Annotated in this window: 23 protein-coding genes; 8 read left to right on the forward strand and 15 right to left on the reverse strand. The window is 71.5% G+C overall.

Annotated features, from left to right (window positions below; all coding sequences use genetic code 11):
* Positions 1-214 precede the first annotated feature (214 nt).
* Both DSY14_RS08485 and DSY14_RS08490 read left to right on the forward strand, forming a co-directional pair.
* A complete protein-coding gene (locus DSY14_RS08485; RefSeq protein WP_211715932.1) occupies positions 215-901 on the forward strand; it encodes a TrkA family potassium uptake protein in 687 nt (228 codons plus the stop codon).
* A 1-nt stretch (position 902) separates the two neighbouring features.
* A complete protein-coding gene (locus tag DSY14_RS08490) occupies positions 903-1,598 on the forward strand; it encodes a TrkA family potassium uptake protein (protein WP_249187543.1) in 696 nt (231 codons plus the stop codon).
* Positions 1,599-1,662: 64 nt separating this feature from the next.
* Here DSY14_RS08490 and DSY14_RS08495 read toward each other — a convergent pair whose 3' ends face one another.
* The gene (locus DSY14_RS08495) at positions 1,663-2,427 is read right to left on the reverse strand and encodes a DUF3159 domain-containing protein (RefSeq protein WP_211715934.1); all 765 of its coding nucleotides are present in this window, start codon (positions 2,425-2,427) and stop codon (positions 1,663-1,665) included.
* 269 nt (positions 2,428-2,696) lie between these two features.
* Here DSY14_RS08495 and DSY14_RS08500 point away from each other — a divergent pair, with 269 nt between their 5' ends.
* Positions 2,697-3,797 (forward strand): serpin family protein, encoded by a 1,101-nt coding sequence (locus DSY14_RS08500; protein ID WP_211715951.1) that lies wholly within the window; start codon positions 2,697-2,699, stop codon positions 3,795-3,797.
* Positions 3,798-3,840: 43 nt separating this feature from the next.
* Here the strand turns inward: DSY14_RS08500 and DSY14_RS08505 are convergent, their stop codons facing one another.
* The 5 genes from DSY14_RS08505 to valS form a co-directional block, all read right to left on the reverse strand.
* Entirely contained in the window at positions 3,841-4,617 is a 777-nt protein-coding gene (locus tag DSY14_RS08505; RefSeq protein ID WP_211715935.1) for an alpha/beta hydrolase, read from the reverse strand.
* Between the two features lie 33 nt (positions 4,618-4,650).
* Positions 4,651-5,394 carry a PIG-L deacetylase family protein gene (locus DSY14_RS08510; protein ID WP_211715936.1) on the reverse strand — a complete coding sequence of 248 codons (744 nt, stop codon included), beginning with the start codon at positions 5,392-5,394 and terminating at the stop codon, positions 4,651-4,653.
* A gap of 58 nt (positions 5,395-5,452) precedes the next feature.
* Positions 5,453-6,289: a DUF3710 domain-containing protein gene (locus DSY14_RS08515; protein WP_211715937.1), complete on the reverse strand. Its 837-nt coding sequence runs from the start codon at positions 6,287-6,289 to the stop codon at positions 5,453-5,455.
* Between the two features lie 57 nt (positions 6,290-6,346).
* Complete coding sequence (gene dut / locus DSY14_RS08520; protein WP_211715938.1) at positions 6,347-6,823, reverse strand: dUTP diphosphatase; 477 nt, start codon at positions 6,821-6,823, stop codon at positions 6,347-6,349.
* Between the two features lie 163 nt (positions 6,824-6,986).
* Positions 6,987-9,572, reverse strand: a complete 2,586-nt coding sequence (gene valS / locus DSY14_RS08525) for a valine--tRNA ligase (protein WP_211715939.1) — start codon at positions 9,570-9,572, stop codon at positions 6,987-6,989.
* Between the two features lie 205 nt (positions 9,573-9,777).
* On the opposite strand from valS, the gene DSY14_RS08530 reads away from it, so the two are divergent.
* Entirely contained in the window at positions 9,778-10,053 is a 276-nt protein-coding gene (locus tag DSY14_RS08530) for a DUF4235 domain-containing protein (RefSeq protein ID WP_211715940.1), read from the forward strand.
* 242 nt (positions 10,054-10,295) lie between these two features.
* Here DSY14_RS08530 and DSY14_RS08535 read toward each other — a convergent pair whose 3' ends face one another.
* The 3 genes from DSY14_RS08535 to DSY14_RS08545 form a co-directional block, all read right to left on the reverse strand.
* On the reverse strand, positions 10,296-10,592 hold the full coding sequence (locus tag DSY14_RS08535) for a DUF4193 domain-containing protein (protein ID WP_211715952.1): 297 nt from the start codon (positions 10,590-10,592) through the stop codon (positions 10,296-10,298).
* Positions 10,593-11,108: 516 nt separating this feature from the next.
* Positions 11,109-12,368, reverse strand: coding sequence for a cell wall metabolism sensor histidine kinase WalK (locus tag DSY14_RS08540; protein WP_211715941.1), 1,260 nt, complete (start codon positions 12,366-12,368; stop codon positions 11,109-11,111).
* Entirely contained in the window at positions 12,365-13,018 is a 654-nt protein-coding gene (locus DSY14_RS08545) for a response regulator transcription factor (RefSeq protein WP_211715942.1), read from the reverse strand. The genes DSY14_RS08540 and DSY14_RS08545 overlap by 4 nt, the downstream gene beginning before the upstream one ends.
* A 694-nt stretch (positions 13,019-13,712) precedes the next feature.
* Between DSY14_RS08545 and DSY14_RS08550 the strand changes: the two genes are divergently transcribed.
* A complete protein-coding gene (locus DSY14_RS08550) occupies positions 13,713-13,877 on the forward strand; it encodes a hypothetical protein (protein WP_211715943.1) in 165 nt (54 codons plus the stop codon).
* Positions 13,878-14,208: 331 nt separating this feature from the next.
* On the opposite strand, the gene DSY14_RS08555 is transcribed toward DSY14_RS08550, so the two are convergent.
* The 3 genes from DSY14_RS08555 to DSY14_RS08565 all read right to left on the reverse strand — a co-directional run bounded on the left by DSY14_RS08555 (position 14,209) and on the right by DSY14_RS08565 (position 18,397).
* Positions 14,209-15,021 carry an inositol monophosphatase family protein gene (locus DSY14_RS08555; RefSeq protein WP_211715944.1) on the reverse strand — a complete coding sequence of 271 codons (813 nt, stop codon included), beginning with the start codon at positions 15,019-15,021 and terminating at the stop codon, positions 14,209-14,211.
* A gap of 468 nt (positions 15,022-15,489) precedes the next feature.
* Positions 15,490-17,532 (reverse strand): S9 family peptidase, encoded by a 2,043-nt coding sequence (locus DSY14_RS08560; protein ID WP_211715945.1) that lies wholly within the window; start codon positions 17,530-17,532, stop codon positions 15,490-15,492.
* A gap of 151 nt (positions 17,533-17,683) precedes the next feature.
* Positions 17,684-18,397, reverse strand: coding sequence for a GntR family transcriptional regulator (locus tag DSY14_RS08565; protein WP_211715946.1), 714 nt, complete (start codon positions 18,395-18,397; stop codon positions 17,684-17,686).
* 95 nt (positions 18,398-18,492) lie between these two features.
* Here DSY14_RS08565 and DSY14_RS08570 point away from each other — a divergent pair, with 95 nt between their 5' ends.
* Positions 18,493-19,344 (forward strand): oxaloacetate decarboxylase, encoded by an 852-nt coding sequence (locus DSY14_RS08570; RefSeq protein ID WP_249187537.1) that lies wholly within the window; start codon positions 18,493-18,495, stop codon positions 19,342-19,344.
* A gap of 46 nt (positions 19,345-19,390) precedes the next feature.
* Here the strand turns inward: DSY14_RS08570 and DSY14_RS08575 are convergent, their stop codons facing one another.
* The gene (locus DSY14_RS08575; RefSeq protein ID WP_211715947.1) at positions 19,391-20,422 is read right to left on the reverse strand and encodes a ferrochelatase; all 1,032 of its coding nucleotides are present in this window, start codon (positions 20,420-20,422) and stop codon (positions 19,391-19,393) included.
* Positions 20,423-20,555: 133 nt separating this feature from the next.
* On the opposite strand from DSY14_RS08575, the gene DSY14_RS08580 reads away from it, so the two are divergent.
* Entirely contained in the window at positions 20,556-21,854 is a 1,299-nt protein-coding gene (locus DSY14_RS08580; protein WP_211715948.1) for a D-arabinono-1,4-lactone oxidase, read from the forward strand.
* A gap of 7 nt (positions 21,855-21,861) precedes the next feature.
* Here DSY14_RS08580 and DSY14_RS08585 read toward each other — a convergent pair whose 3' ends face one another.
* The gene (locus DSY14_RS08585) at positions 21,862-22,977 is read right to left on the reverse strand and encodes a hypothetical protein (RefSeq protein ID WP_211715949.1); all 1,116 of its coding nucleotides are present in this window, start codon (positions 22,975-22,977) and stop codon (positions 21,862-21,864) included.
* Positions 22,978-23,549: 572 nt separating this feature from the next.
* Here DSY14_RS08585 and sepH point away from each other — a divergent pair.
* Entirely contained in the window at positions 23,550-25,025 is a 1,476-nt protein-coding gene (sepH, locus tag DSY14_RS08590) for a septation protein SepH (protein ID WP_211715950.1), read from the forward strand.
* Between the two features lie 89 nt (positions 25,026-25,114).
* Here sepH and DSY14_RS08595 read toward each other — a convergent pair whose 3' ends face one another.
* A complete protein-coding gene (locus DSY14_RS08595; RefSeq protein ID WP_211715954.1) occupies positions 25,115-26,611 on the reverse strand; it encodes a PH domain-containing protein in 1,497 nt (498 codons plus the stop codon).
* Positions 26,612-26,917: the final 306 nt, after the last annotated feature.

Consider the following 26,917-nt stretch of genomic DNA (forward strand, 5'->3'; position numbering starts at 1 on the left):
GGTGTCCTTCGGTGGTGGGGTCGGGTCCTGCGGTGACCCTGCGCGCACAGCCACCAACCGACCCCAATCTACCGGGCCTTTCGCACCGCCCGAACTGATCGGGGAACGGCGGTCGGGGTGATCGCGCGTGTCACGACGATGTGTGCCAAGGTGTAGGCGTCGGGCCACGGGACACGACCCGTGCGCCCCGAGGTGGACGGGGAGTGCTGACGAGGTGCACATCGTGATCATGGGGTGCGGCCGGGTGGGTTCCACTCTGGCGCACACATTGGTGGACCTGGGCCACACGGTGGCGGTGATCGACCAGGATCCGGACGCGTTCCGCCGGTTGCGCGGCTCGGTGGCCAAACACGCCGTGCGCGGTGTCGGCCACGACCGCGAGGTCCTGTTGTCGGCGGGTGTGGACCGCGCGTCGGCGTTCGCCGCGGTGAGCAACGGTGACAACTCCAACATCATCGCGGCGCGGGTGGCCCGCGAGGAGTTCGGCGTCGAGAACGTGGTCGCCCGCATCTACGACCCCCGGCGGGCCGAGGTGTACCAACGGCTCGGCATCCCGACGGTGGCGACGGTCAGCTGGACCGCCGACTCCATCCTGCGTCGGGTGGTCCCCGGTGACGGCCGGTCGGACACCGCCCCCGAGTGGCAGGACGCCTCGGGCACCCTCGCGATGCGCGAGATCCCCCTGCCTCAGGGGTGGGCCGGGTCGACCGTGGCCGAACTGGAGGAGACCGCTCCGCTCCGGCTGGTGTACCTGGTGCGCGAGGGGCGGATCACCCTCGCCTCCTCCGGGGAGCGGTTGGCCGAGGGCGACGTGCTGCACGTGGTCGCGCACGGCCGTGACATGGGCGAGCTGGCCGCGCGGCTGGACGGGCCGCGCGCGGACGAGACGGGGCGTGGGTGACATGCGGATCGCCATCGCGGGGGCCGGGAGTGTGGGCCGTTCCATCGCCACGGAGTTGGCGGGCGGCGGACACGACGTGTTGTTGATCGACCGGGACACCCGGGCGATCGGGGTGGACGACCTGCCCCAGGTGGAGTGGCTGCTCGCCGACGCCTGTGAGCTGGCCACCCTGGAGGACGCGCGGATCGGCGACTTCGACGTGGTCATCGCCGCCAGCAGCGACGACAAGGTGAACCTGGTGGTGTCGCTGCTGGCCAAGACCGAGTTCGCGGTGGACCGGGTCATCGCCCGGATCAACGACCCCGACAACGAGTGGTTGTTCAACGACTCCTGGGGCGTGGACCTGGCGGTCTCCCCGCCCCGCCTCATCGCCGACCTGGTGGAGGGGATGCCCGAGGAGGAGGATCTCGCCGAGGACGGCGCCCTACCGCCGTTGCCCGGCGCGGAGATCGCCGAGTCGGTTCTGCACGCGGGCAGCAGGTTCGTGGAACGCGCTGAGGGGGACCTGGTCGAGGCGCTGCCCGAGGGGGTCGCGCTGGTGGCGGTGCTGGGGCCGGGCGGGGTACGCCCGCCGGACCCCGAGCGCACCCTGTCGGTGGGCACCACCCTGGTGTTCCTGGCCGAGCCGGACGCCCTGCGTCCGTTGGAGGAGGTCCTGGGTCCGGTCGACGAGGCCGACCCGGCCGCACTCGAATAGGCGCCGATCGACGCATCCCAGGGGGTGTTCCTCGGGCTCCGACGGAGGCCCCGAGGAAGACCGTCTAGGAGCGGTCCGTGTCGGGGACGCTCGCACCGTCCGACGCGGGACGATCCTGCTCCAGGGGTGTGCGGCCGCGCGCCAGGACCCACACCATGGCGGCGAAGGCGGCCACCTGCAGGGGCCACCCCATCGCGACCTTGGAGAAGCCCAGCAGGGCGAAGGTGTCGGCCCAGCCCTGGTTGTCGGCGAGCCACAGCGGGTACTGGACCACGACGCGGATGACGCAGGGCAGCACCAGCAACCAGGTGAGACGCGACGCCAGCGTGACCACGGCGGGGTTGGCGCGCCAGGAGGTGAAGTCCTCCTTGTGTCCGATGAACGGACCGATCATCAGACCGATGGCGGGCCAGCGCACCAGGACCGAGATGCTCAGCACCACCGCGTACACGGCGTTGTAGATGACCCCGGGCAGGAAGGCGTCGGCGGCGTTGCCGCTGCGCATCGCGAACACCGCGGCGATGCCGATGCCGAACAGGCTGGTGAGGACGAACTGCACCGAGGAGCGCTGGACCAGACGGATCACGCCCAGCAGCAGCGCGGCGGCCACCCCGAGCATGATCGACAGTCGCAGGTCCGAGCCGATGATGTAGGAGACGGTGAAGGTCAGGGTGGGGACCGCCGCCTCGACCATGCCGCGTTTGCCACCGAGTGCCTCGGCGAGCTTGCTGCGGACCAGGGCCTCGACCGTGTCCTCGGTGACGACCGGTGCGTCCACCCGGTCCTCGGACCGGACCTCCTCGTCGGAGGCCCGCTGCTGATCAGTCATCCCGCTCCCGCGTCCGCGTCCGTCCGTGGGCCCGCTCGGGCCACCGGCCATGATGTTCCACCCTATGTGAGCCGTCACCGGCCGCGGACCGCGTCCCTGGTGGCCGTGGCGGTGACTCGACCACCCTCGTCCGCGTTCGTCCCGCCTTGTCGCGTGCGCCTTCTCACCTCCCCGTCGACGACCGCGGACCGTACCCCTGGCGGACCGTCGGTGGGGTTCCGTACTCTGGCGGCCCACCCGCACGCGACGAGGAGGACCGGTTGAGCACCATGGGAGAGGACCACCCGCCCCAGGAGGACCACGCACGTTTCGCCGCCGTCCTGGAACGACGCCTGACGGAGAAGGACTCCTCCCACCTCTGGTCCCCGTACTCGGTCGGTTCCGTCCTCACCCTGCTGGCGGAAGGGGCCGGCGGACGGACGCGGAGCGAACTCGCCGACCTGCTGGCCACCGGCGGTGACCTGGCCGGGCACCGTGCGGCGTTGGACGCGGCGGTCCAGGCCTCCGACGGGCTGGACCTGGCGGTCCTCAACGGCCTCTACGTCCCCGCCGACCTGCCGGTCCGCGCCGACTTCGCGGACCGGGTGCGGTCCCGGGCCGGCGCCGAGGTGGACCTGGTCGACTTCCGCGGCGACCCCGAGGGGGTGCGCCGCGCGATCAACGCACGGGTCGGCGAGGTCACCCAGGGGCTGATCGACCAACTCCTCTCCCCCGGGACGGTCCACCCCGACGTGCGGATGATGCTGGTCAACGCCCTGTGGGTGAAGATGGTCTGGCGCGACCCCTTCGAGGTGGCCCAGACCCGGGACCGCCCCTTCCACGCGCCGACCGGAACCCGTGCGGTGCCGACCATGCACCGGACCGGTCGTATGGCGCTCGCCGACCACGGCGGATGGCGCATGCTGAGCCTGCCGGGCGAGCACGGGCTGACCCTGGACGTGTTCCTCGGCGAGGAGGAGTCGCCGGACGAGCGGACCCTGCGCGAGCTGTACCGGGCACGGCGCCACCGGCAGGTCGAGCTGGCCCTGCCCCGGTTCGCGATCGACAGCGATATCGCCCTGCTCGGCCCGCTGGCCGACAGCGCCGTCCCGGTCCGGGCACTGGCCACCGACGACGCGGACTTCTCCGGGATCAGCGAGGAGCCGCTCAAGGTGGACGCGATCGTGCACCAGTCGGTGCTCCGGGTGGACGAGCGCGGCGCCGAGGGCGCGGCGGCCACTGCGGCGGTGATGACCATGGCCGCCGCCATCCCGCCCAAGGCCGAACGCTTCACGGTGGACCGTCCCTTCCACGTCGCCCTGCGCCGCGGTCCGGCCCTGCTGTTCACCGGGTACGTCACCGACCCCGTCGATCCCGGCCCCGCCACCTGATCGTCCCACCGACCCGCCGCCGCGCGCGGCTGCGGGTCGCGGGTCAGGGGACGAGGAAGTCGGTGGTGACGGCGGCGAGTTCCTCGTGGGCCTCGGCCGTGCTCGCCTGCGGTTCCCCGTCGCCGGACTGCTCCCCGTAGGCTCCGAACTGGGCGTGGTTCATGTCCTCGATGGTCACCATGAGGGCGTCGGCGGGCAGCGCGGACCGGCGTTCCTCGATCTCCGCAGGCGGCAGGACCTCGTCCCGACCGCCGGCGACGGAGAGCACCCTGAGGTCCTCGCGGGCGGCCAGTTCGGCGGAGTCCACCGCGTAGGAGGCCCACAGCACCAGCCCGGTCCAGTCGGTGTCGGAGTCGCCCCCGCCCAGGTGCTGCGCGGCGAAGGCGCCGCCCATCGAATGTCCGCCCAGGTACCAGGTGTCCACGTCCGGCGCCTCGCGCACGGCGCTCTCCGCCCGGGCCTGGTCGAGCAGGGCCAGGTGGAGGCGCACGTGCGGCACCACGACCGTCACACCCGTGGCGGCCACCACCGGGGCCCAGGAGGCCACGTAGGCGTCGGGTTCCACCCGCGCCCCCGGGTAGAAGACGATCCCCGTGCCCGAGGGCTCTGCGGTCGGGGTGAGCACCACGGAGTCCTCACCCCGGGACACCTCCACCGCCGGGTCGCCCTCCGCCCGCGCCAACGGCTCGGCCTCGGCCCGGTAGGGCGTGAGCGCCCAGCCGAGGAAGGCGAGGACGGCCACCAGCAGCAGTGCGACGACCGTGGCCGTGGCCAGGACCAGGACCCTTCCCCAGCGGAATCCGCGTCCCTCGCCCGCCATCGACCGCTCCCCCATCGACTTCCCCGTCTCTCGTCAGACCTCGAACACCTCGAAGGTGGTCGCCAGCGGTACCCCGGCCCGCTCCCCCGCCAGCACCGCGCTGCGGCGCAGGAAGCCCTTCTGGTCGAACCCGTCCAGAGCGGACAGGTACACCCGATGCGCGTCCAGGGAGGCGATGCCTGCGGCCAGGTTCTCCTCGCTCAGCTCCACGTGGTGGGTGGCGTCCGGCGCGGCACCGAAGGCCACCTTACGCACCCCCGACCAGGGCTCGGTTCCCTCCACCAGCTGTTCGGTGAAGACCCACCGGTTGGCGGCGTCGCGTACCGCGTCCAACAGGGCCGGGCCGAGGACCCGGTGGTCGGCGTGGTTGAACCCGCCGTCGCCTCCGGCGAAGCGCTCGCGGAAGTTGATGGACACGATCACGTCGGGGCGGTGGTGACGGATCGCCCCGGCCAGCGCCCGGCGCAGGGGCAGACCGTACTCCAGCAGGCCGTCGGGGAAGTCGAGGAACTCCACGGTGGCCGCGCCGACGGCCTCGGCGGAGGCGTGCTGTTCGGCCATGCGCACCGGCGCGCAGGCGCCCGGGTCGAGCGAGTCGATCCCGGCCTCGCCCTTGGTCACGAGCAGCTCGACCACGTCCTTGCCCTGCGACGTCCATCGGTGGATCGCCGAGGAGACGCCGAACTCCAGGTCGTCGGGGTGGGCCACCACCGCCAGGGCTCGCTGCCAGTCCTCCGGGAACGGCCGGGGAGTGCTGTTTCGCGTCGTCTCGTTCATGAACGACACACTACGGAGAACACGCACCCCCGGAGCCGTGGCCCCCGGAACCGTGGCGTCAGGCCTCGACGGGACCGCCGCCGGGGCCGGGCGCCGACCCGTTGGGCGAACTTCCGGCGTTGCCGGTCTGGGCGGCCTGCTGCGCGGCGCGCTGACGGGCCGCGGTGGCCATCTGTTCCTGGATCTCCTTGGGCACGGTGATCGGCAGCAGCTCGTTGGGGGGCACGGGCTGGTCACCGCGCACCACGACGATGTTCGAGAACACCTGCTCGATCTCCGACATGACCTCGGGCTTGGAGGCGCCCTCGCCGCGGATGACCCCGCGCAGGACCCAGCGCGGCCCGTCCACTCCGATGAACCGCACCCGCTGGCCCAGCTGACGGCCGTCCTCGGTCGTCTTGCCCTTGATCGGGATGACCGCCTGCAGCTCGGGGCCGAAGGTCCCCTCGTGGTCCTCGACCTTGCCGCCCTGCTGCGTGACCTGCTCGCGCAGCTCCTCGCGCATCTCGGCCCACAGCCCGGAGGACTTGGGCGCGGCGAAGGGCTGCACCTGCAGCGCGGTCTTGCCGCGCACCAGGGTCACGCCGATGATCTTCTGCTTCTTCTGACGGTCCTGGGCGACGTTCACCTGGATCTCGGTGCCCTGCGCCATCGGCAGAAGCATGCTGCCGAGGTCCATCCGCTTGGCCTCGGGAGCGTCCTCGGTGGAGTCCCAGGGGCCGGTGGCCCGGTGGCGGTCCTCGCCCTTGGGCGGCTGCGCGGAGGGACGCTCCGGCTCCACCTCGTTGTCGAACGAGACCGCGCCGGCGGCTCCGCGACGTTCCTGCGTGCGGGCCTGCTCCTGCGCGGCTCTCTCGGTCTCCTGGTCCCGCTTCTTACGGCGGCGTCCGAACACGCCTTCACCTCTTCGCTTCTTGGTGGGTCCCGGGATCACACCGGGGAGTCGGGGATGTCATGGCCGTGCGGCATGGCCCCCGGTCGAACCGAAACCACCCGATCCCCGCACCGAGTCCGGCAAGGTGTCCGCCTCGACGAACTCCGCCCGTTCCACGCGTTGGATCACCAGCTGGGCGATCCGGTCACCGCGCGACAGTTCCACGGGGGTGCGGGCGTCGGTGTTGAGCAGGGTCACCCTGATCTCGCCCCGATATCCCGCGTCCACGGTCCCGGGCGCGTTGACGATCGTCAGTCCGCACCGGGCGGCCAGCCCGGAACGGGGGTGCACGAAGGCCGCGTACCCGTCGGGCAGGGCGATCGCCAGGCCCGTGGGCACGGTGACGCGCTCACCGGGGGCGAGGACGACGTCCGTGGCGGTGTACAGGTCGGCGCCCGCGTCACCGGGGTGGGCGTAGGTGGGCAGAGGCAGACCGGGGTCCAAACGGCTGACCGTGACGGACACCCGGGTGCCTTCCAGGGATGAGGTACTCACATCTGCCGAGCCTATCGTTCCCCGGGCGTTGCCCGGGTGGCCGAACGGGCCGGGGCGACCGGCGCGGGGAGGGCCCGGAGGGCGTGGTGTCGCACGCGCGGGCGGGGCGGCCCGGGACGTGCTCCCGGTACCGCCCCGCCCTCACGCGTTCTCGCCGAGGTCGTTACTCGGCGGCCGGCTCCTCGGCCGGGGGCAGGGTCACCTCGACGGAGAGCTCGCCCTCGTCGGTGGCGTGGAAATCGATCCCGGTGGTGCGACCGGCGGCCGCGATGTCGGACGCGGCGGCGCGGGCCGCCTCGACCTGCTTGCCGGAGACCCGGACGTGCTCGACCTCGGCGCGCATGGACAGCTTGGCCTCGGACTTGGCCTTGCGGACGGCGCGCAGCACCTCGGCGGTGGCGGCGAGGACGGCCGGATCGCCACCGGCGGCGGCCTGCCGGTACTCGGCCGCCTCGGGCCAGGACTGGCCGTGCACCGACCCCTCACGCCACCAGCTCCAGACCTCTTCGGTGACGAAGGGGACGAAGGGCGCGAACAGCTTGTGCAGCGCGCCCAGGGCGATGAGCAGGGCGGCGCGGGCCGAGGCGCCCTCGGCGGAGGAGGTGTCGTAGGCGCGGGCCTTGACCAGCTCCAGGTAGTCGTCGCAGAAGTCCCAGAAGAACCGCTCCGCGCGCTCCAGGGCCCGGGTGTGGTCGTAGGCGACGAACGCCGCGGTGGCGTCCTCGACCACGTCGGCCAGGGAGGCCAGCATCGCCCGGTCCAGGGGCTCGGTGACCTGGGCCGGGTCCGTGCCGGCGTGCTCACCGGCGACGGACATGACGAACTTGCTGGCGTTGAGGATCTTGATGGACAGCCGGCGGCCGACCTTCATCTGCCCCTCGTCCAGCGCGGTGTCGGTGCCCAGTCGGCCGCTGGCCGCCCAGTACCGGACCGCGTCGGAGCTGTACTTCTCCAGCAGCGCGATCGGGGTGACGACGTTGCCCTTGGACTTGGACATCTTCTTACGGTCCGGGTCCAGGATCCAGCCGGAGATGCCGGTGGTGTTCCAGGGCAGGGTGCCGTTCTCGAAGTGGGCGCGGACGACCGTGGAGAACAGCCAGGTGCGGATGATGTCCTGGCCCTGCGGACGGAAGTCCATCGGGAAGACGCGCTCGAACAGGTCCTGGTCGCGTTCCCAGCCGGAGGCGATCTGCGGCGACAGCGAGGAGGTCGCCCAGGTGTCCATGACGTCCGGGTCACCGATGAACCCGCCCGCCTGCCCACGCTGGTCCTCGGTGTACCCGTCGGGCACCTGGGAGCTGGGGTCGACCGGCAACCGGTCCTCGGCGGGCAGCAGCGGTGCGTCGTAGTCCGGGTTGCCCGCGGCGTCGAGCGGATACCAGACCGGGAACGGGACGCCGAAGAAGCGCTGGCGGCTGATGAGCCAGTCGCCGTTGAGGCCCTCGACCCAGTTCTCGTACCGCTGGCGCATGTGGTCGGGGTACCAGGTGAGCTCGCGGCCCCGCTCGATGAGGCGTCCGCGGATGTCCTCGTCCCGGCCGCCGTTGCGGATGTACCACTGGCGGGTGGTGACGATCTCGAGGGGCTTGTCGCCCTTCTCGTAGAACTTCACCGGGTGGGTGATGGGCTTGGGCTCGCCCACCAGGTCGCCTCCGGCGCGCAGCAGTTCCACGGTGCGCTCGCGGGCCGTGTGGACGGTGGCCCCGGCCAGGGTCGCGTAGGCCTCGCGGGCGGCGTCGGAGTCGATGCCGCGGGGCGGGTCGGCGATGATCCGGCCGTCCCAGCCGATGATGGGGCGGGTCTCCAGCTGGAGCTCGCGCCACCAGGTGACGTCGGTGGTGTCACCGAAGGTACAGATCATGGCGATGCCGGACCCCTTCTCGGGGTCGGCGAGCCGGTGCGCCCTGACCGGGACGCGCACACCGAAGACCGGTGTGGTGACGGTGGTGCCGAACAGGTCCTGGTACCGCTCGTCGTCGGGGTGCGCGACCAGCGCGACACAGGCGGCCAGCAGCTCGGGGCGGGTGGTCTCGATGTGGACCGGGGTGCCGTCGGGCTTGTGGAAGGCGACCTTGTGGTAGGCGCTGGGGCGCTCGCGGTCCTCCAGTTCGGCCTGGGCCACGGCCGTGCGGAAGGTGACGTCCCACAGCGTGGGCGCCTCCGCCATGTAGGCCTCACCGCGGGACAGGTTGCGCAGGAAGGCGCGCTGGGCGGCCGCGCGGGAGTTGTCGTCGATGGTGGCGTAGGTGTGCCGCCAGTCGACGCTCAGCCCCAGACGGCGCCAGATCGACTCGAAGACCTTCTCGTCCTCGATCGTGAGCCGGTCGCACAGTTCGATGAAGTTGCGCCGGGAGATCGGGATCTGCCGCTTGGGGTCGGGCTTCTGCGGAGGCTCGAAGTCCGGGTCGTAGGGGACCGAGGGGTCGCAGCGCACACCGTAGTAGTTCTGGACACGCCGCTCGGTGGGCAGACCGTTGTCGTCCCACCCCATGGGGTAGAAGACGGCCTTGCCGTTCATACGCTGGAAGCGTGCGATGGTGTCGGTGTGCGTGTAGGAGAACACGTGACCGATGTGCAGCGAGCCCGAGACCGTGGGCGGCGGGGTGTCGATCGAGTAGACGTCCTCGCGGCCACGGGTGCGGTCGAAGTGGTAGACGCCGGACTCATCCCATACGTCGACCCACTTCGCCTCGATACCGTCCAGCGAAGGCTTGTCGGGCATGCGGAAGGAATGAGAGCGGTTGGTCATGGGGCAATGGTAGTGCGCTCGGGGCCATGGTCGCTCCGGGTTTCACCGCTCTGACCGCCGCGGAAACGCCCTCCCGCGAACGACCTCGGGACACCCCCGTCATGCCGCGCTGCGCGGGGCGGTCCCGGCGTGAAAGACTTTCCCCGCAGACGGTGCGCGCCCGCGCGCACCATCGTACGCACAAGGAAACGGTGGACGATTCACAATGGCTAAGAAGGACGGTGAGGTCACACCGGTCGTCCTCGGCATGGTCGCGGGCTTCGCGGCCGAGTTCGTCACGCGCAAGGCCCTGACCTTCGCCTGGACCCGTGCGACCGGGGAGGAACCGCCGACGGACCTGGAGTCCCCCGACGTGAGCCTGGGACGCGCCCTCAGCTGGGCCGTGGTCGCGGGCGTGGGCGTGGAGGTGGCCCGAGTCCTGGCCGTGCGCGCCGCCCGCAAGCAGCTGGTGGGTTCCGGCGGGCGCGACCTGGAGGTCTGACCGCGCCCCGGGTGGGGACTCCTCACCTCGACGGACGGGTGGCGGTGGACGGCTCACCCCACCGGGGCTCTCCCCGGGTGGAGTCGGCCGTCCACCGCCCGCCGCCGCTCAGGCCGCCGTGCGGAACCCCCGTGGCCGGAGTCGGCGACGCCGTCACCGGCCGATGGCCGCACGGACCCGTTCCCTGACCCCGTCCGGTTCTCGGGACCTTCGGGGGGACAGGAGAGCCGTCGATGCGCGGGTCAGACGCATTCCTTGCAGACCAGCTGGCCGGCGCGCTGCTCGGCGAGCTGACTGCGGTGGTGCACCAGGAAGCAGCGCGAGCAGGTGAACTCGTCGGACTGGCGGGGCAGCACCCGCACCGCGAGTTCCTCGCCCGACAGGTCCGCACCGGGCAGCTCCATGCCCTCGGCCACCTCGTCGGGGTCGACGTCGATGGTGCCGGTGCCCTTGTCCACGCGCCGCGCCTGCAGCTCCTGGAGGCTGTCCTCGTTGATGTCCTCGTCAGTCTTGCGCGGGCTGTCGTAGTCGGTGGCCATCTCTGCTAACTCCATCCCCCTCGTTTAGTGCCTCGTCGCGCGGGTGTAACGCTTGAGAGACCTTCGTTGTGCCCGGATCCGCCGATGAGTTTTCCCGATGTCCTCGGTCGGTGCCCCCTCCCGGGTCACCTTCCACAGGTCAGCGGCCTTCTCACGAAAACGTGACCGGAGGCGGCCACGATTTCCAGGCCCCTGCACGAGTCATTCCTTCGTGTACTACCCAACGTCGGGTGTCTCGTAGACCGGAGAACACGAATGCGCCCACAAAACGGGCAAGCGTGGAAAACTCCCCCGAGTTCGGGCGAAAACCAAGACATGCCCACGTCAGGAGGGATTCCCTCCGTGTCCACGCCCGGGGAAGCATACCCACCCCGACTCGCCGCTCGTGACAGGGGTGGGCGTGTCCTCGGACACGTATAAATACCACGAAGCGTGGCCGGACGCAGCTCGGGACGCGTGAGGCCGGCGCGCACCCTTTCCGCGCGGGACCGACCGACGGTGGACCGTGCCGGGGCCTCAGCGACGATCGCCGCTCTCTCCACCCTGTCCGGGCGGCACGGGCAGGCACACGGTGACGACCAGGCCGCCGCCGGCGCGGGGCCAGGCGGTGACCACACCCTCGTGCGCGCGGACCACGGAGCGCACGATGGACAGGCCCAGGCCGGCGCTGCGCCCCGACCCCACCCGATCACCGGAACCGCGCCGGAAGGGCTCGAAGAGCCCCTCGATCTCGTAGGCGGGGATGAGCTTGCCGGAGTTCTCCACCTGCACGGCGGGCATCCCCTCGTACATGCCGCTGCGCACAGTGATCTCGCCGTCGTCGACGTTGTACTTGAGGGCGTTCTCCACCAGGTTGGCGACCAGCCGCTCCAGCAGGACGGGGTCGCCCACGACGGGGGCCGGACGCAGGTCCTGGCGCAGGGAGAGTCCGGAGGAGTCGAGGTCGGCGGACAGTTGACTGAGGACGGTGCCGGCGACCTCGCCCAGGTCGACCTTGGCCTTGACCTCCAGCTCGCGGTCGCTCTTGGCCAGGAACAGCAGGCCGTCGATGAGGCGCTCGTGGCGGGCGTTGGTCTCCAGGAGGGTCTGACCGACCGTCTTGAGGTCGGGAGAGACGTCCGGAGCGCTCAGGGCCACTTCGAGCAGGGTCCGGTTGATGGCCAGGGGCGTGCGCAGTTCGTGGGAGGCGTTGGCGACGAAGCGCCGTTGCCCGTCGAAGGCGCGGTCCAGGCGTTCCAGCATGCCGTCGAAGGTGTCGGCGAGCTCACGGATCTCGTCGTCGGGTCCGGACAGCGCGATGCGTTCGTGCAGCGAACGTTCGGACAGCCGCCGGGCGATACGGGTGATCTTCTGCAGGGGCGAGAGCGCGCGGCCGGCGACCGCGTAGCCCAGTGCCACCGCGAGCAGCCCGACCAGGAACAGGGCGAGCAGGGAGAAGCGGGTGACGTGGGTGAGGACCTGTTCGATGTGGTGGCTGTGCTCGATGAGCTCGGCCAGGCTCTCCTCGGCCAGGAGCGCGTTGAGCAGGACCGCGACGACCAGGTAGTTGACCAGGACCAACAGGGAGCCGGCCGCGAAGAACAGCATCCCGTAGATGAGCGTGAGGCGGGCGCGGAGACTGAGGTTGTCGGTGAAGCGGCGCACCGTGGCGTGGGCGCTGGAGCGTTCTGTGGTCTCGCCTCCGGGGGCCACGGAGTTCAGGCTGCGCCACGTCCCGGTGTCACCGGGGCGGGTGGCCTCCACCTGGCCGGGCTCGGGGCGCTCGCCCGGTCTCACAGCCGGTACCCCGCGCCGGGGACGGTCTGGATGACCTGGGGACCACCGAGCTTCTTGCGCAGGGTCATGACGGTGACCCGTACGACGTTGGTGAAGGGGTCGGCGTTCTCGTCCCAGGCCTTCTCCAGCAACCCCTCGGCGCTGACCACGGTCCCCTGCGCGCGCATGAGCACCTGCAGGACCGCGAACTCCTTGGGCGTGAGGGCGACCTCGCGTCCGTCCCGGTGCACCCGGTGGTTGGCGGGGTCGAGGCTGATGCCGTGGCGTTCCAGAACCGGCGGCAGCGGGGGCGCGGAACGGCGCCCCAGGGCGTGCACCCGGGCGACCAGTTCGGGGAAGGCGAAGGGTTTGGACAGGTAGTCGTCGGCGCCCATGGTGAGCCCCTCGACCTTGTCCTGGACCCCGTCGGAGGCGGTGAGCATGAGGATGCGCCCGTTGTAGCTCTCCCCCACCAGGGTGCGGGCGACGTCGTCACCGTGCGTCCCGGGGAGGTCGCGGTCGAGGACGACCACGTCGTACTCGTTGACCGCGGTGTACTCCAGAGCGGTGTCACCGTCGTAGACGACGTCCACGGCCATGGACTCCCGCCGCAGTCCGACCGCCACGGTGTCGGCCAGAACCCGTTCGTCTTCGACCACGAGTACGCGCAACGTTGTCCTTCGGGGGGTTCGGGGCCGGGAAAGAAAAAAAGGGGGGCCGCTGCCGGCGCATCCCCCAACACACCGGCAGCGGCGATCTTGGTCCCGGCCGCGTCAACCGTTCTCTCACGATCAGGGTAAGGACACGGTAAACCCGTGCGGAGAACACCGGAAGGCGTTCCACCTCGTCCTCGCCCCGTGTGGCACGGGCGCTGGGCGCGGGAGTCTTCACGACCCCTGTGCACGGGGTGGTCGCCGCCGGCGAATCCCCCAACCGCCGGCGACGACTCAACCCCGCACATCTCAAATCTGACACATCAAGAATAAGAAACAAGTAAGCACCGAGCACTCCCGGAAAATGTGTCTTGGGACACTCTTTCCGGAGGCTTCACCAGGTCTCCGGCACCGGCCCTTCCGCACGTCGCGGATCGGCCCCGACACCGCCCCCGACCGGCCTCTTCTCGCCTGGTGGAAGCCACGCGCGCGTCACGGAAACATTACGTGCCGGGGGTGTGGGTTTGGCGCGGGTCACAGTGAGGTAGACGTAGGGAACGCACGCGTGGACATCGGGCCCGGCCCGGACCGCGACGAGCACGCATGTCACAGGGTCGTGACGGCTTCGGTTCGTGCCGCGCACACAGCGTGAGCACACGCATCTACACCGGTGCACCATCGTGACCCGGTGTCTACCCCTGGAAGAGGTGCAATGGGCGAGTTCATGGCGGAGATCAAGGTCAGGATCAACGAGACCTACCGGTCGCTTCAGACGGCGCAGGCCGCCGGGGACGACCACCTTGCCGACACCCAAGCGGCGGAACTCGAGGATCTGTACCGCATGGCCGCGCGCAACGGGATCGACACCCGCCCTTAAGGCGCGTTCTTCGGGGCCTGTGTCCAGGCCCGTGTTCGGGCGCACGACGTCGGGTCGGGTACCCGCTGCGCCCGAACACGAACACCACGCGTGAGACGGCCGAACGGCGCCGGGGCACGGTGTCCGACGGGACCCGCGCCGGCGCCGCGGCCCGATCCTTCGCCCCCGACGCGGGAGGCTTCCCGCCTCGCCGTGCCGGGGCCCTCCACCGACCTCCGTGCGCGGGGCCCACCTCCAGGGGATCCCGCACGCACGCGCGAGGCCTCCCCCGGGCACCCACGACCCCGGGCCCACGCCGCCCGAGGTCGCCTGTGCGTCGTGACCTGAGGCCTCAGCCGTCGGTGTCCGCGCCCAGCGGTGCGAGGAGCGCGTCGAGGTCCTCGTACAGACCCGGTCGGGCCGCGATCACCAGGTCCTCGGTGGGGGGTCCGCCGTGCGGTCCGCCCAGGCGCACACCCGCCTCGGTGGCGACCAGACCGGGGGCGGCCCAGTCCCACAGGTTCAGCCCCCGCTCGTAGTAGGCGTTGCAGCGGCCCATGGCCAGACCGGTGATCTCGACCGAGGCCGCGCCACCGCGACGAATGTCGCGGATGTGGCCGATCACCTGCGTCAGCACCCGGGCCTGGTGGATCCGGCGCGGGGCCTCGTACCCGAAACCGGTGGAGACCAGCGCCTGGTCCAGCGGTACGGCCTCGGGGGCGTGGAGTGCGCGCCCGTCCAGACGCGCACCGCCCCCCAGGACCGCTTCGAAGATCTGCCGCCGCACGGGCACGGCGACCGCGGAGGCCACCGTCACGCCGTCGACCTCGGCGGCGATCGCCACTCCCCAGTCGGGTGCGCCGTACAGGTAGTTGACGGTGCCGTCGATGGGGTCGACCACCCAACGCACCCCACTGGTGCCCTCGACACCACCGCCCTCCTCCCCCAGGACCGCGTCGTCGGGGCGGACCGCGAGCAGTCGGTCCCGGATGAGCTCCTCGGTGTTGCGGTCCATCTCGGTCACGACGTCGGTGGGGCTGGACTTGGTGTCCAGGACGGTGATGCCCTCCTGCCCCTTGGCCGCGAACTCGCCGGCCTCCGTGGCCACGGCCACGGCCAGGTCCCGCAGCTTCTCCCGGTCGATCGGGGACTGGGTGGTGCTCACTGCTGTCCTCTCCGTTCGTGGGCCCCGAGCGCGGGTGCCCGGGGACTCCCCTGGCACCCTATGCCGCGGCCTCTGCCGGCGTTCGTGGAGGCTGTGGCTGTTCTCGCTTTCGGGCCTCCGCCGCGCTTCAGCGCGTATTCGGGCGCCCGCGTGGTCGACGACCTTCGGCACCCACGGCGGCAGGGATCCTTCCTCGCGATCCCGCCCGCCGCGCCAACCCGGGTTTCAGGGAGCACGGCCTGACGGCACCCGAACGCGCGCCCCCGTGACCCAGGGCCCGGCGCACCCTCACGACCCCTGGCGTGAGGGCCCACCGGCCCGAAGGACCCACGCGTGGCGCGCACCCCGGGTTCCGTGTCCTGCGACGTTCACCGCGTTCGGGGAGGGGCGACCGGGCCCCCGACGCGCCGGAGGGCCCCGGCACGTGCGTGCCGGGGCCCTCCGGGAGGTGCGTCTCAGAGGCGGTGCCTACAGAAGGTCGGGCTTGACCCACTCCTTGCCGTGGACGTGGTGGTCCAGGAAGGCGAAGATCGTCTCGTACCAGACCTGGGCGTTGCCCGGGGTGAGGATCCAGTGGTTCTCGTCGGGGAAGTACAGGAACTTGGCCTCGACCTCGTGCAGGAGGAGGTCGCGCCACAGCTTCAGACCCTCACCGATGGGCACCCGGTAGTCCTTGTCGCCGTGGATGACGAGCATGGGCGTACGGATCTTGTCCGCGTGCAGGTGCGGCGAGTTGAGCTCGTAACGCTCCGGCCGGTCGAGCGGCGTACCGAACTCGCTCTCCCAGACCGGCGGGTAGTCGGTGGTACCGCTGAAACCGTCCAGCTGCCACAGGGAGGCGTGGGACACGATCGCCTTGAACCGGTCGGTGTGCCCGGCGATCCAGTTGGCCATGTAGCCGCCGAAGGAACCGCCCATCATGGCGGTGCGTTCGGCGTCGATGTCCTCCCGGGCCTCGGCCGCGTCGGTGATGGCCATGACGTCGGCGTGGGTGCGCGGACCCCACCGACCCCAGGCACGGCGCAGCATGTCCTGGCCGTAGCCGGTGGACAGGGCGGGGTCCGGGAGCAGGACGGCGTAACCGCGGGCCGCGAGCAGCCACGGGTTCCACCGCCAACTCCACCCGTTGAAGCTCATGTACGGACCGCCGTGGACCCAGAGCATGAGCGGCGCGGGCGAGTCCGCGGACGCCTCCTCGGGCAGCACCAGCCAGGACCGGATCCGGGCGCCGTCGTCGGCGGTGGTCTCGATCTCGGTGAGGGTGCCCGGCATGGACAGCTCGGAACCGGGGGTGCGCAGGTGCACGGGTGCGCCGTCGGTGGCGTCGGCGTCCAGTCGCACCGGAGCGGGCGGGGCGTCCCAGGCGTCGCGCAGGGCGAAGACGTACCGGCCGTCCGGGGAGGGGTTGAGCGCGCTGTAGGCGCCGTGGTCGCCCGTGAGGCGGGCGACCTCGCCGGTGGCGAGGTCCACGCGGAACACGGGACGACGACCGTTCTGGTCGGCGACGAAGAAGACCGTGGTCGAGTCGGCGGACCAGGCGTAGTCGCGCGGCCAGAGCTCGTGCCCGTCGAGCAGGTCGCGGCGTTCACCGGTGGCGATGTCGACGCTCCACAGGGTGGCGTCGCGGGGTTCCCCGTCGTACTCGCCCTCGGAGTCGGCGAACACCAGGACCCGGGTGCCGTCCGGGGAGATGTCCGGACCGGCGAACTCCAGCTCCTCGTCGGGGCCGCCGACGAGGGTACGGCGCGCACCGGTGGCCGTGTCGACGGCGACGACCTCGCTGCGGGAGGCGCCACCGGAGGTGGGCACCGACCAGGAGGTGAACAGCGTCGAGCCGTCCGGGCTGAGGGCCGGAGCACCGCCCAACAGGGCCAGACCGGCGTCGGGGGTCAGGTCCCGGGGCTCGCCCAGACGCGCGTCCCCGTCCTCGGGCGGGGCGGCGGTGAACAGTCGGGGGTGGTCGGGGCCGATGTCGTGGTCCCAGGAACGCACCGGCAGGGCCTCGTGCAGGATCGCGGTGACCCCGGCCTCCTTGCGGGCCTTGCGGGCCTCGGCGTCGGCCTCCTGGTCCTCCGAGCGCGGCAGCACCCGACCGGTGAACGCCACGAGACCGCTGTCCCGGGCGACCGTGAAGGCGCCGACGCCTCCGTGGGTGGAGGCGACCTGACGGGCCTCACCGCCCTCGGCGGGGAGCAGCCACAACGCCGATCCCGGTTCGCCCTCGGACTCCGCCTCGGGGTCGGGGCGGCCCGTGGCGAACAGCACCGAGCCGTCGGGCAGGAACTCCGCACCGGACTCGCCCTTGGTGGAGCGGGTGAGGCGTCGGGGGGCGCGTCCGTCCTCGGACTCGGGGGCGACGTCGATCTCCCACAGAGCGGAGCGGAAGGACTTGGCGTCGGGGGCGATGTCGCTGACGGGGGCTACGAGGCGGGAGCCGTCCGGGGACAGACGCAGCCCGTTGACGCGCCGCAGTCGGACGTACTCCGGTAGTTCATACCAAGAACGAACCAAGACACAATCTCCTGAACCGTCGACTTGTGGTCGACATCGACCCTATCGGCCCCCGGTGATGCCGATCACCCCCTCTTGCCACTTCAGAGGGTGTCAACGGTGTTGACCTGAGCCTCTGCGTCCGGGGTTCGGCCATGAGCGGAACCCGGCGTCATCGCGAGGCGCCACCGCCCAGAGCGTCGAGGATGTGGCGCAGGCTGTTGTTCACGTGGTCGGCCACCGCACGCGCCGCCTCCTCCTCCGCCCCCTCCCGCGCGGCCCGGCAGATCCGGGCGTGCTCGCCCGCCCCGACCCGCAACCGCTCGGGGGTACGCCGCGCGAGACGGCGCATACGGCGCAGGTGACGGCGGACGTCGGCGAGCGACTCCCTCAGGTAGGGGTTGCCCGTGCCCTCGGCGATGGCCGCGTCCAGGCGGTCGGTGAGGGCGTAGTACTCGGTCTCCGCCCCGTGGACGCCCTCACGGGCGAAGTGCTCCTCCCACCGGAGGAAGTCCACCGCGAGCGCGCCGAAGACCGCGCGCTCGGCGTTGCGGGCGCACAGCCGCACGGCGTGGGTCTCCAGCGCCTCCCGCATCTGGAACTGGTGGACGACGTCCTGGAGCGCGATCTCGGTGACGAAGGCGCCCCTCCCCGGACTGAGGCGCACCAGGCGATCACGGGAGAGCCGGAGCAACGCCTCGCGCAACGGTGTCCGTGACACACCGAGACGCTCGGCCAGACGGGTCTCGTTGAGGTGGGTCCCGGGTGCCAGGTCCCACTCCACGATCTCCTCGCGCAACCGTTCGTACACCTGCTCGCCCTGACCCACGGTGTGCCCCTCATGATCGTCCGATCCCGGCTTGACAGCCCCCTCGTCGGAGGCCAAGCTCGTCCAGGATTGTATACAAACGGTATTCAGCCCGTGTGCGGGACCGGTCCCGGTCTCGGCGCGCGGCGCCGGCCAGGGAGGGAAGGACGGGCATGAGGACGACCACACGGCTGAGGGCCATGATCGACGCGGGCGGCATCCACATCGCGCCGGGTGCGTTCGACGGACTCACCACGCGGCTGGTGGAGGAGAGCGGCGCCGCTCTGGTCTACGCGAGCGGCGGGGCGATCGCCCGCTCGCACGGGGTGCCCGACATCGGGCTGCTCGGGCCGACCGAGGTGGCGGAGCGCCTGGCCCAGATGACCGCGGTGACCTCGCTGCCGGTGGTCGCCGACGCGGACACCGGGTTCGGCAACGCGGTCAACGCGGTGCGCACGATGGGGCTGTTCGAACGCGCCGGGGTGGCCGGACTGCACTTGGAGGACCAGACGTTCCCCAAGCGCTGCGGGCACCTGGACGACAAGTCGCTGGTCCCCACCGAGGAGATGGTGGGCAAGTTGCACGCGGTGCTGGACGCGCGCACCGACCCGGACCTGGTGGTGATCGCCCGCACCGACGCGATCGCCTCGGAGGGGGTCGACGCGGCCCTGGAACGGGCCCACGCCTATCGGGACGCGGGGGCCGACATGATCTTCGTGGAGGCACCGGAGAGCGTCGAGCAGATCGAACTCGTCGCCCGGGAGATCCCCGGCCCCAAGCTGATCAACATGTTCCACGGGGGAAAGACCCCGGTCGTGCCCGCAGAGCGTCTGGCCGAACTGGGCTACCGCCTCGTGATCATCCCGTCCGACCTCCAGCGGGCGGTGATCCACGCCTGCCGCCGGGTCCTGTCGGAGATCGTACGGACCGGCGACTCCTCCGCCGCCGACGACGTGATGGCCTCGTTCGGCGAGCGCGAACGGCTCGTGCGGACCGCGGAGTACCTGTCGATCGGCCGCGACTGAGGCGGCCGAGAGGGGCGGAGGTGGCCGGCTCCGCCCCGGACGGTGCTCAACGCTGCTTGCAGCACACCCCACCGCGCTCGGCGCAGGCGGGCAACGAGCTCAGTCGGGCCGGCGCGGCCCGCTCGGTGTACTCGCGCACCAGCTCGGTGACCATCGACACGAACGCGGGGTGGGTCCCGGGGCTGAGCGCACGCTCGTAACCGATGCCGAGCTTGGCCGCGGTGTCACGGGCCTCCACGTCGAGGTCGAACTTGACCTCCATGTGGTCGGAGACGAATCCGTGCGGCACCACCACCACGGCGGGCACACCCTCGGCCGCCAGTTCCTCCATGCGGTCGTTGACGTCCGGCTCCAGCCAGGGCTGGCTGGGCGGACCGCTCCGGCTCTGGTAGACGACCTCGAAGGGGTACTCCCGGTCGAGGCGGTCGACGACCAGGCGGGCCGCCTCGGCGAGCTGGGCGCCGTAGGCCCCCTCCGGACCGAAGTCGTGCCCGGGACCGCCGCTCGACTCGGCCATGGCGGTGGGGATGGAGTGCGCCGAGAACAGCAGGCGCGCGCCTTCACGCTGGTCGGCGGGCAGCGCGTCCAACGCGGCCCGGGTGTGCTCCGCCAGTGGTCCGACGAACCCGGCGTGGTCGTAGAACGGGCGGATCAGCTCGACCTCGGGGGCGTCGTCACCGAGCTCGGCGCGGGCCCGCTCGATGTCCTCGTGGTAGGCGGTGCGGCTGGACCAGTTGCAGTACGCGGACGTGGGCATCGCCAGGACCCGGCGGACACCGTCCTTCTTCATCTGCGCCAGGGTGTCGGCGAGCATCGGCGCCCAGAACCGGTTGCCCCAGTAGATCGGCAGGTCCACGCCGTTGTCGGCGAAGTCGGTGGTGATCGCGGCGAGCAGGTCCCGGCACTGCTGGTTGATCGGGCTCACTCCTCCGAAGAGGAAGTAGTGCTCACCGACCTCCGCCAACCGTTCGCGGGGGATGTTGCGCCCGCGGGTGACGTTCTCCAGGAACGGGATGACCTCGTCCTCGCCCTCCGGTCCACCGAAGGAGATCAGCAAAAACGCGTCGTAAGGCCTCATGCACCTCATGAAACCAGCTCCTCGCGCCCACCCCGATCCGACCCGGGCACATGTCGTGGGACTTCGGCCCTCGAAGTGACCAGGTCCACTCCGGACCCTGGTCACATAAGTGACCGATCGGTAATGTCACCGCATGAATAATGTGTTGTGGCACACATGGGCCGACACCCACCAGGCCCGTCCCCGTCGCACGGCGACCCCCGGCGACACCACGGAGGTCGCCGCCGCGGTCAGGACAGCCGCCGCGCAGGGCCTGCGGGTCCGCATGGTCGGCACGGGGCACTCGTTCACCGACGTGGCCATCACCGACGGACTGTTACTGTCGCCCGTCTCCCTGACCGGCCCGTGTTCGGTCGACCTCAGGGCCGGGACCGCGACGGTCCCCGCGGGCACACCCCTGTGCGACTTCAACGACGATCTCGCCGCGCATGGACTGGCACTGGCCAACATGGGCGACATCGCGGTCCAGACCGTCTCCGGGGCGATCCAGACCGGCACGCACGGCACGGGGCGGGAGACGGGCGGTCTGGCGAGCCAGGTGGTCGGCATGCAGATGGTCCTGGCCGACGGTTCCGTGGTGGAGTGCTCCGCGGCGCACGACCCCGCGCTCTTCCACGCCGCCAGGGTGGGGTTGGGCGCGTTCGGCGTGGTGACGGCGCTGACCTTCGCCGTACGGCCGGCGTTCCTGCTCCACGCCCGGGAGCGGCCCCTGCCCCTGGACGAGGTGTTGGAGCGGTTACCGGAGCTGCGCGCCGACAACGACCACTTCGAGTTCTTCTGGTTCCCCCACACCGACCACACCTTCACCAAACGCAACAACATCAGCGTGGGCCCACCCCACCCCCTGACACCGTTCCGCGCCTGGCTGGACGACGACGTCATGGCCAACCGGGTCTTCGACCGGGCGAATCGGGTCTGTCGACGTTTCCCGTCCCTGGCTCCGACGATGAACCGGATCTGTGCGCGCGCCTGGTCGGCCCGCACCCACACCGACGTCTCGCACAGGGTGTTCGCCTCGGAGCGCGAAGTGCGTTTCGTCGAGATGGAGTACGCGATCCCGGCCGAGCACACCGAGGACGTGCTGCGCGAGGCACGGTCGATCGTGAACCGGAGCGACCACCGGGTGAGCTTCCCGGTCGAGGTGCGCTTCGCCCCGGCCGACGACGTCTGGCTCTCGACCGCCTATGAGCGGGAGAGCGCCTACGTGGCGGTGCACATGTACCAGGGGACACCGTACGAGGGTTACTTCGCCGACCTGGAGGCGCTGTTCACGTCGGTGGGCGGCCGTCCCCACTGGGGCAAGATGCACACACGCGACCGCTCCTACCTGGAGGGGGTCTATCCCCGATGGTCCGAGGCGATGGCGGTGCGGGAACGGGTGGACCCGCACCGCCGGTTCGGCAACGTCTATCTGGACCGCGTGTTCGGCTGACCTCGGATCACCCGGTGGGGACGGACCCGCTCTGCGCACCCGCCGGGGGCACTCCCTGCGGCGCTCCCCCCGGTGGGCCGACCTCCCCCTGATCGCCCTCGCCACCGGGCTCGACCGGTTCCTCGGGCTGTTCCGGCTCGGGCTCCTCCACCGGCGGGTCGACCGGGTCGGTGGGCCGGGTGGGGACGTCGGAGTCCCGGTCATCGGGGTTCGTACCGGGCTCGACGGGGTCGGTGTCGGTGTCGGGCGTGGTGTCGGTTCCCGGGTCCCGCTGCGCCGGCTCCTCGTCGGGTGTGCCCGTGTCGTCCTCGCCCTGGGTCTCGGCCGGAGCGGACTGCCCGCCCAGCAGGGAGGGGGACGTGGGCTCGTCCTGCCCCTGGGTCCACGCGGTCAGGGAGCGGCCGGTGAGCAGCTCGAAGGCCAGGATGACCAGCATGACCAGGGTGAACACCACTCCGGCCGTGATGAGGGCGGTGCGCGGACCGCGCCGGGGACGTGCGTCGTCGTCCTCGGCGGCGGAGGCGCCCGTGTGCTCGCCGTGGGGCACCTGGGGCAGGAGCTCGGTGGCCTCGTCCGTGATCGGGTCGTGCGGCCGGGTGGGGTCGGCGGGGTTCCCGAAGCCGTGCGCCAGGGTCTGCCCGGGCAGGTCCCGCCCCAGGGAGGGCATGGCCATGGTCCGGGTGGCGTCGTCCGCGTCCCGGAAGGGCGTCGGTGCCTCGAAACCGACCGTGGCGTCGTCGACGTCGACCGGGGTGGCCGGTTCCGGCCGCCCGACGAAGGAGCGGGACCGCGGGTGCCTGGACTTGTCCGCCAGCCCCTTGGCCTGTTCCCCGCTGCGGGTGATCCAGTGCTGGATGACCGGGGCCGCGCTGGTGCTCAGCACCGCCATGACCGCGGTACCGATGACGGTTCCGTAGACGTTGAGGTAGGAGGCGGCCGTGGCCGCGGTCAGGGTGGCGACGCCGGCCCCGGCGACCTGGGCCACGCTGAGGTCGATGCGTGGCCTTCGACCGCCCTCCTCGCCCTCGCCGCTCGGTTCGTCCCGGGCGTCGGCGTCCGAGTGCTCGGCGGACCGACCCCGTTCACGCGGTTCGTCCCTACCCCCGTGCTCGGGTCTGGGCATGATGTGGTCCCCCCTCCGTGGGCCGCGCGGGGGCGCGGCGGGACACGTCGTCACGTCATGGGATGGGTGTGTGGTGGGGCAGACAGCCCCGCAGGCCCCAAAGTTCACATAACACCCATAGGTGGATACATCACCTTAAGGGCGGCAAGACTCCGATAACGCCATCACATAAGAATCATCACTGTGTGGCATCCCTCGGCGTGTCGAGTTGGCACTCCCAAGGGAGGTCATGTCGTCATCCGTCACCGGATGGCGGTTTCTCCCAGGCCTGGGGGGATTCGAGGTACGCGGGATACCATCACCGCGGAGCCTTCGCACGGGATCGGCGACATTCCCCCATGATCGCTCCCGGTCGTGCAAGGTTCAGCGTGTCAAGATTGGCAGCGGAAGCGACCGTGAGGACCCCGGAACCCCGGGGTGACTCCCGCCGTGGTGCCCACCACGGCGGGAGGCGGGCACAGTTCGGGCATGCCGGACGCGGTACCGGCCGGACGATGGCCGGCCGACCAGACTTGGAGAACGTGAGGGACGGTCCAGACCAACCCTCGACGGGACACACGAAAGGGAGGGCGATGCACGAGCTTCGCCTCGTGGCGGTGAGCGAGGACGGCACCTACCTGGTGCTGGCCAGCGCCGGCCGTGGCACCCGTTTCATGCTGCCCGTCGACGACCGTCTGCGCGCCGCCGTCCGCGGCCAGTTCTCCCGGCTCGGCCAGTACGAGATCGAAGTGGAGAATCCGTTGCGCCCCAAGGAAATCCAGGCCCGCATCAGGTCCGGCGAGACCGCGGAGGCCATTTCCGAGATCTCCGGGATACCCATCGAACGGGTGCGCTGGTTCGAGGGACCCGTGCTCCAGGAACGCGAGTACATCGCGCAACAGGCCCAACGCGCGACCGTGCGCGCCCAGGGCGACGCCGCACCCGGTCCCTCCCTGGAGGAGATCGTCACCAAGCGGATCGGCGCGCACCAGTTGGAGACCGGCGACGCAGAGTGGGACTCGTGGAAGCGCGAGGACCGCACCTGGCAGCTCAAGCTGGTCTTCCTGCACGGCGGTGACGAACGGGTCGCCCACTGGCTGTACGAACCCAGACACAACACCGTCACCCCGGCCGACGAGGAGGCCGCGCGGTTCTCCTCGGGTGAGCCCCTGGGCTCGCCCCTCGCGCCGGGGGCCAACGTCACCCCGTTCGCGCCGCGCCGCAACGAGGCCACCACCGATCTGCCCCGCCTGGACGCACAGTCCGCCGCCGAGCGACGTCACGATCACGTCGCCCCGCGCCGCCTGTCGCCCGCGCAGGACACGCCGTTGGACGAGCCGTTGCGCCCGGCGTCCCGGACGGACCCGTTCGGGGCCCCGGGACGCGAGGAGTCCCGGCGTCCCGCGCAGAACCGCCCCGACCGCGGGCCGGAGCGCGGGCCCGCACCCGAGCCGGAACGCGCGCCCGCCCGTGAACCGGAGCCGAGGACGGCACGGGGTCCCGAGCGGACGCCCCAGGAGGCACCGCCCGCCGCACCGCTTCCCGGGGTCTCCCGGAACGAGCCGCCGCGGCGCCGTTCCGTCGAGGAGCCGCCGATGTGGACCGAGCGTCCGACGGACCGGCCCACGTGGAACGATCACCCGACCGACCGGCCCACCTGGACCGAACCCGCGGCGGAGCGACCCGAACGCCACGAACGTCCGGAGCGGCCGGAGCGGCCTCGGCCCGTGGCCGAGTTCGAGGCACCCGCCGCCGAACAGTGGCGGCGTGCCGAACCACAGGTCGGCCCGGAACGCCCGACCGCGCGTCCGTCGCCCGCACAGCACGAACACGACCCCGAGCCCGCCCCACCGGCCGAACCGGAGCGTCCACGGCGACGCCGGGCCACCATCGACCTGAACGACACGGGCACCCCGCGCCGGGCGCCGGACGAACAACCGTCCATGCCGGCGGCCACGAGCGGGCCCACGGACGGCGGGGGCGCGACGCCCAAGCGCAAGGGGCGCGGACGCCGTGCGTCGGTGCCCTCCTGGGACGAGATCATGTTCGGTTCGAAGAAGAACGAGTAGGCGCGCTCACCGACGAACGCGAGGGGGCGACCACCGGCCGGTGGTCGCCCCCTCGCGTTCGTCCCGCTCTCCGGGCCGGCGAGGTCGGCTCAGGCGCCGTCCGCGCGGCGACCGTCGTCGGTCTCCGCCAGGAAGGGCCGCACCATCTCCGGGGTGATCCGCGCGGCGAAGTCGACCGACTCCTTCTGAGAGGCGTCCTGGGCCGTGTACCCGCCCGCGCCGGCGCCCACCGTCACCTGGAGGTCGGCCAGCCCGGACCGGCGTTGGAACAACGTCTGGGTCCAGGTCCAGCCGATCACCGCCGAGCGCTCGACGGTCGCCTGCCCCCGCTGCAGAGAACCGGAGCGCACACTCACCCGTGCGCCGTCGTATCCGTGCCCCAGGGAGCGGTAGCGGTCCACGGCCAGAGGCATGCCGAGCACCGCGAGCACCCCGGCCGTCACCGCCAACCACGTCACGTCCAGGGCCACCGCCCCCGCCGCCACCACGGCGAACGGCAGCACCGCGCGGGTGAAACGTCGGTACAGGGCGGCCCGGGGGTGCGAGGTCAGCCGCCCACGGAACAGGTCCAGGGCCCGGTCGACCACCGACTCCACCTCGGTCCGGGGGCCGGTGGGCAGCAGGACCGCGCGGTTGGCGGTGTCGCCCAGACCGGTGACGATCGCGCGCAGGCGCACCGCCCGGCGCGTGCGTTCGAGGGGACTGTCCAGCTGTTCGTATCCCCGGATGCGTCGCCGCTCCAGGGTGACGCTCCGCCGGGTGAGCAGCCCGCGTTCGGCGACCAGGGCACCGTCCCGGCCCCGGAGGGTGAACCCCCAGTGGGTGAGGGTGTAGGAGACCACCGCGAAGATCGGCATGAGCAGCACCAGCACGCCCACGGACACCACGGCGAACACCACCAGGAAGCCCCGGTCGGTGGTGGTCACCCAGCCCACGAGGAAGTCCGTGGCCATCTCCCCCGCCGTCTGCTGGACCATGCCGAACAGGGTGGCCAGGACCACGAACGGGGTCACGAGGTACCCCAGGCTGAGCGCCCCGTACAGGTACCAGTTCCGGGGCATCCGGAAGTAGGTGACGGTGTCGTCGGAGGCCTCCGTCGCGGTGGCGGTGGAGTCGGGGTCGACGGCCACGCCCTCCTCCCCCGCGACGCCGGGCGCCTTCTCGGTACCCGCGGTGAGCACCGCCTTGCGGTGCAAAAGCTCGCGGCGCAGACGCTCGGCCTCGGCCGCGTCCACGGCGTCGAGTTTGCCGTCCTCGGTGCCACCCGCCGACCCGGCGGCCGCCTCGATGCGCACCACGGCCACACCGAGCATCCGGTGCAGCAGGGTGCTGGTGACGTCCACCCCGCGCACACGTTCGAGGGGAATGGTGCGGCGGGAGCGACGGATGAGGCCGCTGCGGATCTCCAGGCGTTCCTCACCGATCTCGTACCGGAAGGTCTTCCAGGTGACGAATCCACCGACGAGCAGACCCAGGATCGCCACGACGGTGGCGGTGAGGATCCACGGGTTGAACCCACCGACCACCAGACCGGCGGCGATCGGCAGGAGCAGGCTCCTGAGCTGGTTGATCGGACCCACGACCAGGCTGCGCGGACTGAGCCGCCGCGCCGTCTCCGCGCCGAAGGGCTGCCCGTCGACGGTCGATCCCTCGCCCCACCACGCGCGCGGGGCGCCTGGCTCGGTGCCGTCGGCGGGAGGGGTGGGCCACCAGGTGCGCTCGGTATCACCCGGGGCGCCCTGCGTGTGCGTTCCGAAATGCCCGGGTCCGAGGTCGTGGTTCCCGGACGGGTCGGGCCACGGTGAGGCCGCGGCCCCGCTCGTCTCGTGCCGTCCGGGTGTGACCGGACGCCCCGGCCCCGTCCGATCCGTCCGGCCCGTCTGTCGGGTCGA

Origin of the sequence: Nocardiopsis sp. MG754419 (assembly GCF_018207095.1) — a bacterium.
Classification (GTDB): Bacteria; Actinomycetota; Actinomycetes; order Streptosporangiales; family Streptosporangiaceae; genus Nocardiopsis.